Genomic DNA, 18724 nt, shown 5'->3' on the forward strand with positions numbered 1-18724 from the left:
TTATGCCTCCTCTCTACCGCCAACCGTTATTTCTGAAACTTTTAGTGCTGGCTGTCCCAATCCTGCTGGAATAGAACCACTCACAGAACCACACATGCCTTCATCTGACCCAAAGTTATTAGAGATCATTTCAATTTTTTCTAATATTTCTAGACCTGTTCCAATGAGGGTAGCGCCTTTTACAGGCCTTGTGATCTTGCCATTTTCAATGAGATAACCTTCTTGTACTGCAAAGTTGAACTCTCCCGTTGAAGTGTTCACTGAACCACCACCTAAATTTTTAGCGTATAACCCAAAAGGTACCGATGTTACCATCTCATCAAAGGTATGCGTTCCATTTAAAATATAGGTGTTTGTCATTCTGGATGTAGGGGCAAATTTATAGGATTGTCTCCTAGAGGAACCTGTAATATCCATATTCATTCTTCTTGCATTGAGTTTGTCTATCATGAAGCCTTTTAAGACCCCATTCTCAATGAGTACATTTCGCTTAGTCGGCGTCCCTTCATCATCAAAACTTGCAGATCCCCATTCATTTAGAACAGTTCCATCGTCCACCGCATTTACAATTTCAGATGCAATTCTCTGTCCCATTTTGTCGGAGAAAACGCTTTCACCCTTTGCAACTGAAGTTGCCTCAAGACCGTGGCCGCAAGCCTCATGGAAAATAACGCCACCAAATCGGTTGTCAATAATCACGGGGAATTTACCACTCGGAGCCGCTTTGGCATCCATCATTGTAAGTGCCACTCGACTGGCTTCACGTCCAAGCGCTTCAACATCGATTTGATCATAGAGCTCAAAACCCTTGCCAGAGCCTTTGCCAGCACGACCTGTTTGCAGACCTTTTTCATTTTCAGCTACGGCGTTAATCATGTAACGTGTTCTTGTGCGCATGTCCTTTACAAAGCTACCTTCAGTATTTGCTATAAGCACTTTTTGCTCATAATCCATATAGTTCACAACAACTTGTTTAATGGATTGACTCGCTTTAGCAGCTTGTTCATAACCTCTTCGCATGAGTTCAACTTTAATACTTTTTTCCACATTTCTCGGCCTGATTGCTATAGGATGTATAATCTCTGGAGATGCTAATTGTAAATCGAAATTTAAATCAAGTGGCATGCCTTTTATCGCCTCAGCGGCTTTCTTTGCCACTTTTATGAGATGCTCTTTATCAGAATGACTCGTATAGGTATAGACGCTATTGGTCCCTTTGAAAATCCGAATACCCACTCCAAAATCTCTACCCGACAATGATTTTTCAACTTTGCCCATTGTCATTTCAATTGCCGTGTTAAATCGATCTTCTACAAAAATTTCTGCAAAATCACCACCTGTTGAAACAGCTGCTATAAGCACATCATGAATGATATTTTTTTCAATCATACAACACCTCCGTCGATCGCTATTTTAATTTTATATATAAATAATTTTATATGGTCTCTATATTGTATAACATTTTATGCATCAAGCACAATGGTTATGCCGTAAAATACACAATCTATTAACATCTTTGCGCCAATGGGGGTAAGTTGAAAACTGTTAAAAGTGCTCGCGAACCCCCCATCATCAAAAAAAGATGCAAAAGCATATGAAATCACTTGCGCATCCTACTTTTTTGAACATAATTTATCGGTTCAGTAATCCAACTTAAATTTTAAGCGCGTCAAGACGGTAGAACAAGTACCCTTCGAGATTATCATAGTCACTGATTGTCATTTGCTCTGCATGAATCAGATTCATTATACGGCTTAAAATCACACCGCCTGCGTCAATTATATCCGCTCGTTTAGGATCTAGTCCAACTTGCTTCTTTTTATCTTCTAGAGGCATGCGATGCAACGCTTCACTGAGCGCTTCTATCTCACTCCGAGTGATCGTCTGATTATGCACCCATTCACGTCTATAGCACTCTATTTTTTTTAACATCGTTAAAAATGTTGTTGCAGTACCGCCAATGCCAACCAAATCAAATGTTTTTTCAACTGCAACACGTTCAATAACAAGTTTCAATTTTTCATCGACATAACTTGACAGGGCTCTATAGTCACTTCCAAACATGTTGGTCATTCTAACCGCACCAATATCAATACTTTTGGAAAAAAGAATCCCCTTTGCATTTCCAATAATAAACTCTGTAGAACCGCCACCAATATCGACGACAAGCTTTGTTTGTTCAGGAGATATCGCGCCTGCCATAACACCTTTGAACCCAATATCGGCTTCTTGCGTCCCTGAGATCACATCAATATCATATCCCGTTGCCGCTTTAACTGCATTTAAAAAAACAGCTCTATTTTCTGCGTCTCTTACCGCACTGGTGGCCATAATAAAAATATCTTCTGCACGGAAAGATTTCGCCTCATCCACAAATTTTTTAATCGCATTTGTGCTTGAAAGTATTCTTTCGGATTGCAACATTTTGGTTGCATTTACGCCTTCACCAATTCGAGTCATTTCAAGCGTCTTCTCTGCCTTTGTAAGCTTTCCATCTTCTAGCTCCGCCAATAAACACCTTATTGAATTCGTCCCAACATCTATAGATGCATATTTTTTATTCATAATCTTTCCTTATCTATTTTCTCATTCATCATTGTCGACATCGTCCGGATTATCATCAAGCCCCTTAATCATATAGATAATTTCATTGGGTTTGACCATCTTCAATTTTTCTCTTGCAATCTTTTCGACTGCCTCAGTCGTTTGTGCGTACTCTAAATCATCTTGAAGGCGCTCAATATCATCTTCAAGTGCATTAATTTCTTGATTTAGCTCACTTTGATTGGCTTGATATTCTTTTAACTTAATGTCGGTTATATACATGCTATACACAAAATATACGACAAAAATGATCAAAACAATGATCAAAAGACTATTTCTTCTAAAAAATTTTTTAGCCATCACAAACACCTATATCACTTGAATTGAATATCAAGTGATTTCCTTAAAGTTTTTACAACTTAATCAAAGCGTATACTCAGTCCGCTTCGCTACCTTCGTAACACTTGCACAATCCTATCGGATTGCATTCAGTGGGCGTTTAGACTCCCACTGAATTAGGCATATGAACCCCCACTTTGAGAAGTGAGGGACATCTCCTCAAGGGTTATATTCCTAAAAATCAAAGATTTTCAATTTTTTCTTCTGATAAGATCTCGTAAAGTTCTTTAGCGAGTTCTTTTTTAACATGCTCTTCTAATGCTGTTATTCTAAAATTTATTTTTCTATTTCCAAAAGTTATGATTACCTCGTCGCCAACAGCGACTTCAGCACTCGCTTTAATTATTTTCCCATTTACGCTTACACGACCTTGGTCGCAAGCTTCTTTTGCGATTGTTCGCCGCTTGATAAGTCTTGCATTTTTTAAGTATTTATCGATTCTCATGGACAACCTCCTCTGATCAATTGATGATGATCTGGTGCTTTTACTTTGCGAGGATACAGTTCGTTATGAAGATGGGGCGGATGATTTAAGGCCACTGCGTGGGGCGGTGAGAACACTGCCTTCACTACGAGGACATTAAGGATGCTTTAAATAAAGAAAAAGCAGCGAAGCTGCCTTTTCTATGCTATATTACGCATTTACTGTTTCTTTTAATGCTTTACCAGCTTTGAAAACAGGTGCTTTAGATGCTGGAATTTCAATTGTTTGTTTTGGATCTCTAGGATTTCTACCAGTTCTTTCTTTTCTTTCTCTTACATCAAAAGTACCAAATCCGACTAATTGAACTTTTCCGTTTCTTGCAAGTTCGTCTTCAACACTTTTCATAAATGCATTTAGTGCTAATTCTGCATCCTTTTTAGTTAATCCTGATTTTTCAGCCATGCTAGCTACTAATTCAGCTTTATTCACAATAAAACCTCCTCTTAAATTATAAAGTTGTTTTAACTATAAATAGTATACGTTGAAATTTCAAGTTTTACAAGAGTTTTTGAATATTTTTTTAATATTTATCCCATATTTTCGCTTCAAGCCATAATTTATCCATTTTATCAAGTGCCTCACTATTGGGAATCTCATTACTTTCTGCTAATTTTTCTTCAACATATTTAAATCTACGAATAAATTTTTCTATGGCTTTAGCAAGTGCAATCTCTGCATCAATTTTCAAGTGCCTTGCGACATTACTGATGATCATTAATAAATCTCCGAGTTCTTCCTCGAGCTTCATAAAATCTTGCGCTTCTACCTCAACTTTAAACTCGCCCAGTTCTTCGTCGATTTTTTTTATAGCCTCTTTTACATTTTGCCAGTCAAAACCAACATTGGCTGCAATTTTCTGAACTTTTTGGCTTCTAATAAGAGCTGGTATACTCGTGGCAACAGCATTCATTGCTTCATGTATTTTTTCCGTTTGTTTTTCTTTCGCTTTAATGGCCTGCCAGTTCACAAGAACTTCATCTGATCCAGAAACATCAACGTCTCCAAACACATGTGGATGTCTCCTAATCATTTTCTGGCAAATACCATCAGTGATATCGTCCATTGAGAAATAGCCATCTTCATTTGCAATTGTCGCATGAAACACAACCTGCAAAAGCACATCTCCAAGTTCATCTATTAGCGCATTATCATCTTCCGATTCCACGGCATCTAATACTTCATAGGCTTCTTCAACTAAATATTTCGTTAAAGAACGATGTGTTTGTTCTCTGTCCCATGGGCATCCATTATCCGATCTTAATTTAACCATAATGTTCTGAAGATCTTCAAAAGTGTAACCAGACGCGTTTGCCGCTGGCACAAATAAGCTCGTCAGATGATTAAACCTTTCTGGATTACGATCCAGTTCAAAAAGCGGTACACGCTCGATTTTTTCAAGTGACTCTATTCCTGCGGCATTTACAACGACGACTTCATGATCATCTTGATATCGCAACATAAGCTGAAGCTTCACTGTTGATGCAACCATTTGATTGTAGACTTGTATAATCAATCGATCCTTTTTAGGATTCAATGTTTCTGACTCTATTTTAAGCCCATCGACAATTTCGAGTCCTTTTACAGGATCATATTTAAGTGCTGTAATAATGGCATCTATAAAACTAACACCGTGAACAATCTTAATGAGCGCATTCGGATGAGAGGCTATGATCAATGCCACTGTTTTTTCTGCAACGAACGGATTTCCGGGAACAGCATATACTACAGGCCCAGCCTTAGCCAGTAAAAGCACTTTATTTGCAATTGTCTCATAGGTCTCCTCAAAAGTATCTGCGGCCTCGTAGAGTTCATCAAAACTTTGATAACGCATGCCCTTTTGAACAAGATATTCTACCACAGGATGTTTTTCTGTCCTTAGGTAAACATTTGGCAATGTTGTCAAAGCCTCTATTGCCTGTACCGTTAAGTATTCTTTGCTCCCTGGCCCCATACCTACTATTGTTATTTGATTCATCGTAATCCACCTTCTATGTGTTCCTAAATTCCTGCTCTACGCTGGACGAAGACTAATGATGCATATAATGATTTAAAAAGGTCAGACGATTTATCATCTGACCTCATTGTCTTAGTTCGTTGCGGGTTCTTTTGTTTCTGCTTCTGGTTCTGTTGTTTCTGGTGCTTTTGTTTCTGGTGCCGCTGGAGTTGCTGCAATATCTGTCACTTTATCCATAAAAGTTTCAACTGTAGCTGCTGATTTTAGCGCTTCCATTTTTTTTGTAAAGTACTCATCTGAAATTGTTTTTTTCAACTCTTCTTTGTGTTGATTTATAACCGTTTCATCTTCTCCGGCTGCAATCATATCATTAATGGTTTGGATTTCATCTACTCGAATGATATGATATCCAAAACTAGATTGAACTGGATCGCTAATTTCTCCTACTGGCAAACCAAATGCAACTTCTTCAAATTCAGGCACCATAACACCCGTTGCAAAGAAGCCAAGACTACCACCGTTTGAAGCCGATCCTGGATCTTGAGAGTATTCTTTAGCAAGCTCAGCAAAATCTTCACCTGCATCTAATTTGCCTTTAACAAGTGTAGCAGTTGCCTCATCTTCAACAAGAATATGACTTGCACTGACTTGAATCGGTGTCGATGCATAAAGTTCATTGAGCTTTGCTTCATCTTTGTCAATGCTCTCTGTAATCAAGCGATCGAATTCACTTGCTAACATACTGCTTTCAACTTGTTTCTTTAAAAATACATCATCAATGCCTAAAGTTTCATAAAGCGCTTTTACTTCTTCATTCGTAGCCAATTGATCTTGCAATTCTTTAAATTTCTCATCGAGTACGGTTACTTCTACAACATAATCTGTACCGATGACATACTCACGCATTAATTGTTCTGATACCAACATATCAACGATATCTTGTTTTAAAATCTCACCAAATTTCACGCCATTAACATCTCTTTCTAAAACATCGTCGCCATAATTCTTCTTATAAGCAGACTCATACATGCCGTAGAATTTATTAAATGTATCTAGCTCAATTATTTGATTGTTAACTACTGCAACTGCATTTGTTGTATCAATCTTAGGCACTCCACCATCTGTTGATTTAGTTGCCGCACCACAACCTGTCATTGCAAGCATCATTATCACTAACATCACTGCTAGCCTTTTTTTAAAATTTGTCATCATACCCTCTCCTTGGTTTTATTGCGAAATTTAAATAACACTATTCCATATTACTATACTCACAATAAAAACTATATATTTTTTCTATGAAATTTTCAAGCATTGTTAATTGTTCTTCTTTTTTTCTTAATCTGTTTGTAATTTTAAGTTTCATAATCATTGGATTTCCAGCATAAAATTGTATATTTTTGGGCTCGAATTCCACGATTTGACCGATAAACAGGGGATTGATCTGAGCATCTACTTGGAATTTCATAATAAAGTTCGTGCCATCTTCTGCAATTTCCTCAATCCACATTTTTTCAACCATGGATTTTATGAATGCTATCTTCATCAAGTTATTGACAGAAGCTGAAACCGTACCAAATCGATCTTCTATTTCTTCATAAACACTATCGAATTGCGCTCTCGTCTCAATAGCAGCAATCTTTTTATAAATTTCAATTTTCATCTGATGATTATGGATATACGTTTCTGGAATATAAGCATTTATTGCAATATCCATCTTGGCCTGCGGCATTTCACTGACAATCTCGCCTTTTTTGCGCATAATACTCTCTTCTAACAGTTTGCAAAACAAATCATATCCAACTGCTTCCATATGTCCATGTTGTTGAGTGCCAAGCACATTGCCAGCCCCTCTAATTTCAAGGTCTCTCATTGCGATCTTAAAGCCTGCACCGAGTTCTGTAAACTCTTTAATAGCTCTCAACCGTTTTTCAGCCACTTCATTAAGCACTTTATTGACTTGATAGAAGATGTAGCAATAAGCAAGGCGATTACTTCTACCCACACGCCCTCTAAGCTGATAAAGCTGTGAAAGTCCAAATCGATCCCCATCGTTGATGATGATTGTATTGACATTGGCAATATCAAGACCGGTTTCAATAATCGTGGTACAAACCAACACATTGAATTCATTATTCATAAAACTGATCATTATTTTTTCAAGCTTGTGTTCATTCATTTGGCCATGAGCAAAATCAACTTTTGCATCTGGTACAAGCTGATTGATTTTATAGGCGACTTGATCAATATCAGCCACTCGATTGTGAACGAAGAACACTTGTCCGCCCCTTTCAATCTCTCTTATAATGGCTTCTCTTACCAAAAATTCATCAAATTCAACCACATAAGTTTGGATCGGATAACGATCTTCTGGCGGATCTTCTATGACACTCATATCTCTGATGCCAATCATGGACATGTGAAGTGTCCTTGGAATGGGCGTTGCAGATAAGGTGAGTACATCTATATTTTCTTTAATCATCTTGATTTTCTCTTTGTGTTTTACGCCAAATCTTTGCTCTTCATCTATGATCAAAAGACCTAAGTCCTTGTACTGAATATCGTTAGATAGAATTCGATGCGTGCCAATAATCACATCTACCACGCCCGTCCGAATGTTTTCGATAATTTTAGCCTGTTCCGCCTTCGTTCTAAATCGAGAGAGCATCTCAATTTTTGCAGGATATTTTGAGAAACGCTCTACAGTGTTGTTAAAATGCTGTTGTGCCAGAATTGTAGTCGGCACTAAAATAGCCACTTGTTTTGAATCCAGTACAGCTTTAAAAGCTGCTCTAAGCGCAACTTCGGTTTTACCATATCCAACATCACCACAAAGCAATCTTTCCATGGGAAGCTGCACTTCCATATCTCTTTTGATCTCCTCAATACACTTGAGTTGATCACGAGTCTCTTGATACGGAAACATGTTTTCAAATTCTCTTTGCCAATCATTGTCCCGTGAGAAGGCGTAGCCGCGTTTAGCCTTTCGATCTGCATAGAGTTCGATAAGTTCATCGGTCATCTCCTCAATGGATTTTTGAGCCCTCTGCTTGGTCTTTTTCCACTCGGTGCCACCAAGCCGATTGAGCCTTAACTTATCATGATCTGTACCAATGTACTTCTGAATCATGCTTGAACTCTCCACAGGAATGTAGAGAAAATCATCTTGAGCATACTTGATCTTTAAAAAATCCTTTCGCGTCAAATCCATTTTCATTTGCTCAATGCCGACATATTGACCTATCCCGTGATTTTCATGAACGACATAATCCCCTAATGATAGCTCTGAAAAAGCCTTGATGACCTTTCCCGTATTCGCACGTTTACGCGTGATCTTCTTGCCTTCACCATAGAGCTCATTTTCTGTTAAAACAACCGCTTTAAACGTATCAAAGTAAAACCCTGCCGACAGATTTTGCGCCACTAGAATCGCTTGGCCACTGAGTGCGCGCTCATAATTTGCTTCTTGATCGATTGCAATATCATAAGATTGCATCAATTCAAAAAACTTTTGTTTTCTTTGAGAATCGCCTATTGCGATAACGATGTGATAGCCACTGAGCTTCCACTTTTTTATCTCAAGTGCCACTTGCTCAAATTTACCAAAGTACTTTGAAAGCTCTCTCGAAGTGATCTTCATGATCTGTTCTGGCTCAAATTGATCCACTTTTTTAATCAACAATTCATCTAGGACCAAAGTTTTTTGTTTGAGCAAAAGCATAATTTGTTCCAGTTCAAAGATTCTACCGTATTGTTCTTTAATGACCTCATTGCGCTTAAGAAAATCTGTGAATTGTCTTGCATATTCCGCAATGTATTGCTTAATTCTCATCATACATTGATTGTTGCTTATAATGAATACAATAGGATCTCTTTGATAGGCCAATAGTGAATCCGCCTGATCAAACAACACAGAAAAATAGGGATCCAAATCATCTGATATAACCCCTTCTTTAAGATGTTCAATCATCGTTTCTACACGCTGTCTCTTTTGCGCTTTATAATTGGCTTTTGCTTGGCTCAGTTTAATCACCGCATTTTTTACGGTTTGCGCTTCTAAGAGCATTTCTCGGCACGGGAAAATATCAATGCCTTCATATTTTTTAATTGATTTCTGTGTTTCTATATCAAATGAACGTATGGAGTCTATTTCGTCTCCAAAAAATTCCATCCTAATCGGATTATCATAGCATGTCGAAAAAATATCCACGATGCCACCACGAATGCTGTACTGCCCTTTTGCTTCAACAATTTCGACTCTCTCGTATCCAAATTCGAAAAAGATTTTCTGTATTTGCGAAAGTTCTAAAAGCGAATCCATATTCACAGTGAGTACCTTTTCCTTAAATTGCTCATATAAGGGGTATTTAACAGCGAGGTTGTTAATAGCCGTAAATAAAATCGTTGGATTTTCAGATTTAAGTTTTAATAATGTTTCAACACGTTCATGGGTCAACTGATTGGAATGCGCAAAAGTATCAAACCAAATCATCTCTCGACTTGGTAAATAGCTGAAAGTATCCGAATCCTCTGAAGCCGTCTTCGCTTTAAAATCATCATCAAACAATACCAATATATCGCGTTTCACTTCTTCTGATAGTTTTAAAATCATCCATTTAAGAGCATTTATTTCAGTCCCATGCACTAAAATAGGGCTAATCCTCTGTGAAACGCTCTTCTTGAGTTCTTGATACTCTTTGGAATGATCAAATAAATTGGTGATGAGTTTCATGACAACTTCCTTTCTCCTAACCGTTGTATTGATTCATTGCCTTGTCAACGTCTTCTCTGATTATCATAAGCGCTGCCTCTGCCGCCCTTGATAGCGTATCGCACATTAATATTTTTTCGTCTGGGTTAAATTTCTTGAGGACAAAATCTTTTAGATCTCCTCTTTCAGGCTTTCCAATACCAATTCTGACTCTGGGAAATTCATCTTTTTGCAACAGATAGATGATATTTCTCATCCCATTATGCGTTCCAGCACTTCCTTTTTTTCGAATTCTCAGTTTCGCAAAATCCGTATCTATATCATCATAGATCACAATGAGATTTTCAATTGGCAAATCAAAATAGGCCATTATTCCGATGACAGATTCGCCGCTGAGATTCATAAACGTTTGAGGCTTCACCAGCATGACTTTTTCACCCTGATACTGCCCTTCTCCGACGACGGCTTTATATTTTATTTTGTCAACACGAATTCCTAATTTTTCACTGAGTATATCTATCGCATTAAATCCCACATTGTGACGTGTCTGTTGATATTGCTTTCCAGGATTGCCTAATCCTACAATGACATACATAATATCTCCTCATCTTGCCTCGGTTTTTTAGCACATCAATTATACCATAAAAAAAGCCTGACAATTATTAAATTGCCAAGCTTTTAATAGATTCATTTTCGAGTTACATTTAAAACCTGCTAAATTTTAAATTTAGAAATTTCTTGATTTAATACCGTTGCAAGCTCGTTGAGCTTTTCAGCCGATTTAGCGACTTCTTCAATCGCAAAGACTTGTTGATCCATAGTCGCATTCATCAGCTCAGATGCAGCAGCAGTTTCTTCGCTCACTGCCGAAATGCTTTCAATGGACTCAACAATGTTGTTTTTATCCTGATTGAGTTCGCTAACAGATACTGAAATACGTTTAATGCCTTGATTAATGGCATTAATGGCACCTGAAATCTCATCAAATTGGTCGTTCACATCATAGACGGCTTGAGTTTGTTCTTTAGAAATCGTCTGAACTTCAGTCATACTGGTTACCGTTTTATTACTATCACTTTGGATATTGACAATAATTTCTCTGATTTCCTCAGTCGACTTAGCAGATTCTTCTGCTAATTTTCTGATTTCTTCTGCAACTACTGCAAATCCTCTTCCAAATTCTCCAGCTCTAGCGGCTTCGATTGAAGCATTCAAAGCCAGTAAATTCGTTTGCTCAGAAATGGATGAAATCGTATTTAAAATATTGCCAATGGACTGGGTTTTACCATTAAGGGCATGAATTGCTTCACTTATTTTCAAATTGGCATCATCATTTAACTTCGTTTTTTCTCTCAATTGATGAATAGACGATAATCCCTTTTCATTCGCTTCTAATACTTTAGATGAAGCCTCTAACATATCGCTTGTATTGCTGTTGAGTGCTTCAAATTTATTAGCCAATTGATTGACATGCATCGCACCTTTTTCCGCATCAGCAGCTTGTTCCTGTGCTCCTTTTGAAATATCCGCCACACTTCTTGAGATTTCATCCACAGAAGCACTGGTTTCTTCAGATGTCGCTGCTAGATTTTCTGCAGCATAGCTGACTTCTTGAGTCACCCCTTGAACGCTCTTGATCATAGCCCCGATACTTTCAAATGCATTTGCCATGTAATTCGCCAAATGATTAATTTCATCGTTCGAGTGAATTGTGGCTACCGCTGTCAAATCCCCATTTTTAGCTTTTTCCATAACGCCCACAATTTTCTTGATATTGTTTCCGATTTTTGTTGTGGAAATAAAGATTATAATCAACGAGATTAGCAAAATAGCGATGCCATATAAAATAATCGTCCAAGTGATTGCTGCGATATCTTCTATGATTTCACTTTCAGAGAAAGTCGCTACAATATACCAATTGACTTTCTGGATGGGTTCAACAAGCACCAAATTTTCGCTTTTTTTACCCTCAATATCAACCTTGTATTTAACCACTTGATCACTGCCTGATTTAAGGGCTTCATTAATCTCAGGAACAGGCACTTCTTTGCCAATAAGCGTTGGATCTGGTGATGTCATCATCAGCAAATTGCCATCTACAAGCGTTGGATAGCCTGTTTGTCCTATGGTAATTGAATTCACAAGTTCAGAAAGTTTTTCTAAACTCAAATCAATCCCAATAACGCCAATTTGTTTTTTATTCTTGTCCAATACCTTCGCCGTACACGTTACGACCAGTTGATCTGTATTCGCATCAACATAAGGCTGAGTCCAAACCACAGCATCCGTTGCAAGTGCATCTTGATACCAAGGTCTCACCCTTGGATCATACCCAACTGGCAATTCTGTAAGCGGTCTCATAATCATTTCGCCTTTTTCGGTACCCAAATACATAAATAGAATATTGGGATAGGATCCAATCACCTCATCAATATAGGATTCAAGTCTTTTGAGATCTGTCGCTGATCCATCATAGCCAGCGAACTCATCCGATTTTAATGCAGCCGTAACAACCCCTTCATATTCAGCTAAAAACCCTTCAATGATGAGCTCAGTTGATTTAGAAAGTTCCCTTGCCGTCGCTTCAAAATTAGTGGTCAATACATTTTTAGAAATGAGATACACTGAAAAATTCAAAGTTGCGACCCCAATAATTAAAATCAAACTCATAATCATAAGAAACTTTACCTTGATCGAACTTCTACCTTTTTCCCGTTTAACTTTTTCTCTTTTTCCCATAATTAATGCCTCCTATACTTTAAACATTACCCATGTCATATTATACCATCGTTAACACCCTGTTCACAATTAAAGTTTACAAAAATTTAATAAAAGGGCAAAACTTCTAATAAGTTCGCCCTTTTATTTATTATTGTGCACTCATTTCTAATCAAACAATTTACTGACGGAATCATTATTGAAAATTCTTCGGATGGCTTCTGCAAAAATAGGGGCCACTGATAAAAGCGTAATATTATCGAGCTCTTTGAATTCAGGTGATAAATTAATGGTATCTAATACCACCAATTCCTTTATCGCCGAATTTCTGATCCGCTCAAGTGCCGGCCCTGAGAAAACACCATGCGTACAACATGCATAGACATCTTTAGCACCCATATCTTTAAGCGCTTTAGCTGCGTTTACGATGGTGCCTGCAGTATCAATCATATCATCAATCAAAATTACATTCTTACCTTCAATATCACCGATGATATTCATAATTTCTGAAACATTGGCTTCAGGTCTTCTCTTGTCAACAATTGCAATCGGTGCGTCCAGTTTATATGAAAAATCACGTGTTCTTGTGACACTTCCTAAATCGGGGGAAACCGCCACAAGATTTTCAATGTTTTTACTTTTAAAATATTCTGCTAATATCGGGACACCTCTTAAATGATCCAGTGGAATATCAAAATACCCCTGAATCTGTGACGCATGTAAATCCATAGTCAAAACGCGATCTGCACCAGCTGCTACAATGAGATTTGCAACAAGTTTTGCCGAGATTGGATCTCTTGCTTTTGCTTTCCGATCTTGTCTTGCATAACCATAATAGGGAATCACAGCTGTAATGCGCCCCGCCGATGCTCTTTTAAGTGCATCAATCATGATTAAAAGCTCCATTAAATAGTCGTTTACATGTGGAAGTGAAAAAGATTGAACGACATAGACATCCACACCTCTAACAGTTTCGTTAATATTTACTGATATTTCACCATCACTAAACGTCTTTACGATACTGTCGCCCAAAGGGAGTCCCAGTTCACCACAAATTGCTTTAGCAAGCTCTTGGTTGGCATTACCAGAAAACACCTTTATTTTTCTGCCCCTTGTATGCATTGCTTCCTCCTAAACCTTCTTTTGATATTTACTAGACCAATTGGTCTTAATCACTTGTCTTTCGCGTGCAATTGCTAGCGCACCTTCAGGTACATCGTCCGTTATGGTTGAGCCTGCTGCCACATAAGCACCTTTTCCGATTTTAACAGGCGCTACCAAGTTTGAATTACAGCCAATAAACGCATGATCCTCGATCTGAGTCAAATGCTTCTTTGTGCCATCGTAGTTGACGAATACAACACCACACCCCACATTGACATGCGTTCCGATTTCGCCATCACCCACATAAGTGAGATGTGATACTTTTGAAAAATCACCTATTCTGCTATTTTTCACTTCAACAAAATCACCAATTTTAACATGCTTTCCGATATCCGATTTTGGTCTTAAATAAGCATAAGGCCCAATAGAAGCATTGTCATCTACTTTTGAATCGACTAGGGTAGAATGTTTAACGCTTACGCCCTCACTGATCTTTGAATTCTTAATATCTGCACTAGGTCCGATCATACATGAGTCTCCAATGATCGTGTTGCCTTGTAAGATACTATTCGGATAAATAACAGTGTCTTTTCCAATTTGAACGTCTATCTCAATATAGATGCTTGATGGGGAAATCATCGTTACACCTTCTAGCATCCACTTCTTCTTAATGCTCTGTTGCATGTATTCATCTGCAAGCGAAAGATTGTAGCGATCATTAATGCCCATCACTTCATAATCATCTTCTGCTACCATAACACCAATTTTCCCTTGTTGTTTTAAAATCAGCTCAAAAATATCCGTTAGGTAATATTCATTTTGCTCATTGTCATTTTCAAGTTGTTTAAGCAGCGTCTTTAAGATTGGTGCTTTCACAATCATAATGCCTGAATTGATTTCTTTGATTTCAAGTTCTTCTGGTGTGGCGTCTTTATGTTCAACAATTCTTTCAAAGCCTCTAGAGCCTCTTACAATTCTACCATAACCCTTTGGATCATCTACCTTGGTCGAAAGTACAGTCGCATCATTATCACCGTTTTGATGCATGGATACAAAATCATTTAGAGTCGCTTTTGAAAGCAATGGTACATCTCCAAACAAGATGAGAATATCCCCTTCCATAATATAGTCATCTGCCATCATGACCGCATGCCCTGTGCCAAGTTGTACATTTTGCTCCACAAATTTTACAGGTGCGCCCTTGAGCTGCTCTATAACCTGTTCTTTCCCATGGCCCACAACACATATAATATTCTCACTGTTTACAGATTGTGCAACTCTTATAACATGTTCTACCATTGACATGCCAGAAACGTTATGTAGAACCTTGGGTAAACTTGATCTCATACGCCTGCCATGCCCTGCTGCAAGTATCACTGTGGTCAATTTTTTCATCTCTTATCAACTCCAAATCTGATTTGATTTTACCACGCAAGATTATATCATTTTTATACAGAAAACTAAACCTTTATTCTAAAAAAATGAAAAAAAGTTCGTAAAAAGTAACAATTAAAGGCAAAAGAGCGGCACAACATCTGCACCACTCTTTTATTATACAATATGACTTAACTCATTTGTTTGATCCTAGTATCCTAAAGCTTTGCCATCACGACGTGGATCAGCGCCACCTTCTAAAGTACCATCTTCCAAATATTTGACTGCGTTTACAGAACCAAATGATCGACTCCAATCATCACTAAGTTTAACAATATGTCCTATTGCTTCGAGTTCAGCAATGACTTCTGCAGGTACTCTTGTCTCAATTGTAATCGTATTCTTATTGAATCCGCTAATTCTAGGGGCATCTATCGCTTCTTGCATGCCCATATCATGGTCAACAAGATTAGAGATGATCTGTGCAACCGTTGAGATAATCGTCGTTCCACCAGGTGTTCCTAAAACAGCAAAGGGTTTACCCTCTTTTAGAACAATTGTAGGTGTCATAGATGACAGTGGTGTTTTGCCACCTGCTATTGAATTGGGATGATCTGCTTGAGTTACGAAATCTGCCATTTCATCATTCATGACGAAGCCATATCCTGGAACTGCTACTTTTGATCCAAATACATAGTTGACCGTTTGGGTTACCGCTACGATGTTGCCTTTATGATCTGCTACTGAATAATGTGTTGTATCCTCATGTTCAAACATCCAAGGATCATCTGGTATTACATTTTCAGCAGAAACGCTTAAATCAATTTTATCTGCTAATTTTTTTGCATAAGTTTTATTCATTAAACCTTTTAAAGGAACTTCTACAAACTTTGGATCTCCCATATATGCGCCACGATCCGCATACGCGAGTTTAAAGGCTTCTGAAAAAAGATGCAATTCTTCTGCTGAATTATCTGCCATTGATGGTAAATCAAAGTTCTCAAGAATATTTAAAATTTCTAAAACAATTGTACCTCCTGAAGAAGGCGTTGGAGAAGAAATGATTTCATAGCCTCTGTACGTGCCCTTTACAGGTTCAGTCACTTCCACTTGATAGTTTGCCATGTCGTCCATTGTGAAAACCCCACCGTACTTGTTGACAGAGGCTACAACCGCTTCAGCAATTTCACCTTTGTAGAACACATCTGCGCCCTGTGCCATAATGAGCTCAAGTGCTTTTGCATACTCCGGATTTTTGAAATTTTCTCCGATTTCATAAGGATACTTGATCCCATCGATCTCTTTTAAGAAGAGCTCTCCACTCTCAGAGTAAAGTAATAATTTATCATAATTGTTTTTCATATCACTTGATAAAGTCGGTGTAACAGTAACGCCTTTTTTAGCAAGTTCTATAATAGGTGTCAATATTTCTTCTTTTGACATTGTGCCATAGTGCTCAAGTGCGTATAATAATCCCGCCACATTGCCAGGTACGCCAACTGATTTTCCACCTAATTTATTTTGTTCGCCAATAACTACTGATTTGCCCTCTGCATCTGTATAACTCTGCCACATATCTGGCGTTGCAGCCATAGGTGCTCTCTCTCTAAAGTCGATAAAAAGCGTTTCGCCATCTTCAGTTCTAAGTGTCATAAAACCGCCGCCACCAAGACCAGATGAGTTTGGTTCTGCAAGTCCAAGAGCAAAGCCAACTGCCACTGCTGCATCTACTGCATTACCGCCTTTTTCCATTATTTCTTTACCAATTTTTGAAGCTTCATACTTGCCTGATGAAACCACACCCGTGGTGCCTTTTGCATCTCGACCCGTCTTCGTAAGCACGCCATCTGCATCGAAGAGCACGAAATCGTCAAGTGAAGTATAAGCCGATTCAGAATCACTTTCTCCGGTTGATTCATTCGCCAATGCCACTGTTTCCCCAGATGGTTCCTGAGCTGCCGGCGCCTGTGCAGCTGGTGCTGCACAGCCAGCAAGTAACAATACGACGAGCATAAATGCAATGATACTTTTAGTCATTTTCATAGTTTTATCCCCCTTGATTTTAAAGCCTATTTTACTAATGAGTATTGAATCTGGTCATTCAGATTCTATTTATAAGCATACTCGCAGTTGATTAGTGCAAATATTTACCTAATTGCGGGCCCCCTAAATCTTCCTTTGAAGCCTCTAAAAAAAGTGCTTCATAAGTTGGCACGTTTGAAAAAGTAACGGGTTTTTCTCCATATTGATTTGAATACGCTTTTGTATACTCAATAATACCTTGAAGATGTCTGCCCACACGTTCCTCTATTGGATGTCCAGATTCATCATAGGGCACATATAAAAATCCAAGTTCTTGACTTTTTACATAAGATTTATCGATGCCTGTCAGTGCAAGCGCCTCATTTGTCGCCCCTCTAAGGCGCCCCTGAGAAGCATTAGCGGTTTCCATCAAAAGTGGGATTGTGTCTGTATAGTCTCCAAGTTCACGATGTGTAAGTCCATGAAGATTTGACGGAGAAGGTTCAAGTGCCATCTGGATTCCTGAAAACTGCAATTCCATAACACCCTCAGCCGCAACGCTCATCCCCTTTTCGTGAGATACGGTGGCATTGATTACTGGATATTCTGGCGATGCCTCATGAAGGTCAAAAGTTAAATTCACCTCTTCATTTCTGATGAGTTCAGCGATTGCGAAAGCTGCCTGCTCAGTGGGCGTTCCATCTGGACGTCCTGGGTAAGCTCTATTGATATTTCTGGTTTCGGAACCTGATAATTGTTGGCCTGAAGCCGCGTGAACATAAACATCTGGATCTGGCCACTGATCTATTGGATTAGAAGCCCTAGAACCATATCTGAAAGTTCTCGTTCCAGTTTGAGTTGGAATATGAATAAATTGTGGTGACGCTTCCTGAGCATCATTATGTGTCATCCCACTGTGGTTTGTATACGGAATCACATAGACAGTACCTTCTTCTATAACCGCATTTTCAATGAAGGTTATGGCGCTTAAATAGCCCGAAGGTTCGTTGCCATGAGTCCCGCCGAGAATTAAAACTTTTCCGCCTGGTTTAGTCCCCTCAAGGACATAGACCTCTGTATCCATATTTGTATCTTGAATACCCTCAAAATAATCCGATAGCATTTTCACTTCTTTCACACTAGGCCCTGGCACAATCTCGCCTAAATCTTTTAGTGATAAAAAATTCATACTAGAAAGCACCATGATAACGATTGCAATAGCTAGGCACAAAGTACCCGTTAGATAATGTTTCTTCATCCTTTGCCCCCTATTTAATCATTAAAAATCTTAAAACAAGTGGAATAATAACAAGTGCTGCATTTGCTTGATGTGTTATTTTTTCTTCTTCAAAAATATGCCATACTACAAAAATAAGCACCAGTGCAATTATACCTCTATAGATCAAAGTAATCATAT

At 38.3% G+C, this 18724-nt stretch carries 15 protein-coding genes; all 15 read right to left on the minus strand.

Annotated features, from left to right (window positions below; translation table 11 throughout):
• On the minus strand, positions 1-1389 hold the full coding sequence (locus F3D3_RS03400) for a TldD/PmbA family protein (protein WP_069871214.1): 1389 nt from the start codon (positions 1387-1389) through the stop codon (positions 1-3).
• A gap of 264 nt (positions 1390-1653) precedes the next feature.
• A complete protein-coding gene (locus F3D3_RS03405; RefSeq protein ID WP_069871216.1) occupies positions 1654-2565 on the minus strand; it encodes a Ppx/GppA phosphatase family protein in 912 nt (303 codons plus the stop codon).
• 21 nt (positions 2566-2586) lie between these two features.
• On the minus strand, positions 2587-2904 hold the full coding sequence (locus tag F3D3_RS03410) for a septum formation initiator family protein (protein WP_069871218.1): 318 nt from the start codon (positions 2902-2904) through the stop codon (positions 2587-2589).
• A 220-nt stretch (positions 2905-3124) separates the two neighbouring features.
• Positions 3125-3388, minus strand: coding sequence for an RNA-binding S4 domain-containing protein (locus F3D3_RS03415; protein WP_069871219.1), 264 nt, complete (start codon positions 3386-3388; stop codon positions 3125-3127).
• Positions 3389-3577: 189 nt separating this feature from the next.
• Positions 3578-3856, minus strand: coding sequence for an HU family DNA-binding protein (locus tag F3D3_RS03420; protein ID WP_069871221.1), 279 nt, complete (start codon positions 3854-3856; stop codon positions 3578-3580).
• 91 nt (positions 3857-3947) lie between these two features.
• Positions 3948-5402 (minus strand): nucleoside triphosphate pyrophosphohydrolase, encoded by a 1455-nt coding sequence (gene mazG, locus F3D3_RS03425; protein ID WP_069871223.1) that lies wholly within the window; start codon positions 5400-5402, stop codon positions 3948-3950.
• 111 nt (positions 5403-5513) lie between these two features.
• The gene (locus tag F3D3_RS03430) at positions 5514-6590 is read right to left on the minus strand and encodes a peptidylprolyl isomerase (protein ID WP_069871224.1); all 1077 of its coding nucleotides are present in this window, start codon (positions 6588-6590) and stop codon (positions 5514-5516) included.
• Between the two features lie 40 nt (positions 6591-6630).
• On the minus strand, positions 6631-10110 hold the full coding sequence (mfd, locus tag F3D3_RS03435; RefSeq protein WP_069871226.1) for a transcription-repair coupling factor: 3480 nt from the start codon (positions 10108-10110) through the stop codon (positions 6631-6633).
• Positions 10111-10126: 16 nt separating this feature from the next.
• Positions 10127-10684: an aminoacyl-tRNA hydrolase gene (pth, locus tag F3D3_RS03440; protein WP_069871228.1), complete on the minus strand. Its 558-nt coding sequence runs from the start codon at positions 10682-10684 to the stop codon at positions 10127-10129.
• A gap of 119 nt (positions 10685-10803) precedes the next feature.
• The gene (locus F3D3_RS03445) at positions 10804-12828 is read right to left on the minus strand and encodes a methyl-accepting chemotaxis protein (RefSeq protein ID WP_069871230.1); all 2025 of its coding nucleotides are present in this window, start codon (positions 12826-12828) and stop codon (positions 10804-10806) included.
• 147 nt (positions 12829-12975) lie between these two features.
• Positions 12976-13929, minus strand: a complete 954-nt coding sequence (locus F3D3_RS03450; RefSeq protein ID WP_069871232.1) for a ribose-phosphate pyrophosphokinase — start codon at positions 13927-13929, stop codon at positions 12976-12978.
• 9 nt (positions 13930-13938) lie between these two features.
• The gene (gene glmU / locus F3D3_RS03455) at positions 13939-15306 is read right to left on the minus strand and encodes a bifunctional UDP-N-acetylglucosamine diphosphorylase/glucosamine-1-phosphate N-acetyltransferase GlmU (RefSeq protein WP_069871234.1); all 1368 of its coding nucleotides are present in this window, start codon (positions 15304-15306) and stop codon (positions 13939-13941) included.
• 189 nt (positions 15307-15495) lie between these two features.
• Positions 15496-17328 carry a gamma-glutamyltransferase gene (ggt, locus tag F3D3_RS03460; protein WP_069871235.1) on the minus strand — a complete coding sequence of 611 codons (1833 nt, stop codon included), beginning with the start codon at positions 17326-17328 and terminating at the stop codon, positions 15496-15498.
• Positions 17329-17419: 91 nt separating this feature from the next.
• The gene (locus F3D3_RS03465) at positions 17420-18565 is read right to left on the minus strand and encodes a succinylglutamate desuccinylase/aspartoacylase family protein (RefSeq protein ID WP_069871237.1); all 1146 of its coding nucleotides are present in this window, start codon (positions 18563-18565) and stop codon (positions 17420-17422) included.
• Between the two features lie 10 nt (positions 18566-18575).
• Positions 18576-18722, minus strand: coding sequence for a hypothetical protein (locus F3D3_RS23995; protein ID WP_175438275.1), 147 nt, complete (start codon positions 18720-18722; stop codon positions 18576-18578).
• Positions 18723-18724 lie beyond the last annotated feature (2 nt).

The organism is Fusibacter sp. 3D3 (assembly GCF_001748365.1).
GTDB lineage: Bacteria > Bacillota > Clostridia > Peptostreptococcales > Acidaminobacteraceae > Fusibacter_A.

Bases quoted from the DNA above. Each gene is read 5' to 3' on its own strand.
- F3D3_RS03400 (WP_069871214.1), bottom strand. From the start codon at position 1,389: ATGATTGAAAAAAATATCATTCATGATGTGCTTATAGCAGCTGTTTCA.
- F3D3_RS03405 (WP_069871216.1), bottom strand. From the start codon at position 2,565: ATGAATAAAAAATATGCATCTATAGATGTTGGGACGAATTCAATAAGG.
- F3D3_RS03410 (WP_069871218.1), bottom strand. From the start codon at position 2,904: ATGGCTAAAAAATTTTTTAGAAGAAATAGTCTTTTGATCATTGTTTTG.
- F3D3_RS03415 (WP_069871219.1), bottom strand. From the start codon at position 3,388: ATGAGAATCGATAAATACTTAAAAAATGCAAGACTTATCAAGCGGCGA.
- mazG (WP_069871223.1), bottom strand. From the start codon at position 5,402: ATGAATCAAATAACAATAGTAGGTATGGGGCCAGGGAGCAAAGAATAC.
- F3D3_RS03430 (WP_069871224.1), bottom strand. From the start codon at position 6,590: ATGACAAATTTTAAAAAAAGGCTAGCAGTGATGTTAGTGATAATGATG.
- mfd (WP_069871226.1), bottom strand. From the start codon at position 10,110: ATGAAACTCATCACCAATTTATTTGATCATTCCAAAGAGTATCAAGAA.
- pth (WP_069871228.1), bottom strand. From the start codon at position 10,684: ATGTATGTCATTGTAGGATTAGGCAATCCTGGAAAGCAATATCAACAG.
- F3D3_RS03445 (WP_069871230.1), bottom strand. From the start codon at position 12,828: ATGGGAAAAAGAGAAAAAGTTAAACGGGAAAAAGGTAGAAGTTCGATC.
- F3D3_RS03450 (WP_069871232.1), bottom strand. From the start codon at position 13,929: ATGCATACAAGGGGCAGAAAAATAAAGGTGTTTTCTGGTAATGCCAAC.
- glmU (WP_069871234.1), bottom strand. From the start codon at position 15,306: ATGAAAAAATTGACCACAGTGATACTTGCAGCAGGGCATGGCAGGCGT.
- ggt (WP_069871235.1), bottom strand. From the start codon at position 17,328: ATGAAAATGACTAAAAGTATCATTGCATTTATGCTCGTCGTATTGTTA.
- F3D3_RS03465 (WP_069871237.1), bottom strand. From the start codon at position 18,565: ATGAAGAAACATTATCTAACGGGTACTTTGTGCCTAGCTATTGCAATC.
- F3D3_RS23995 (WP_175438275.1), bottom strand. From the start codon at position 18,722: ATGATTACTTTGATCTATAGAGGTATAATTGCACTGGTGCTTATTTTT.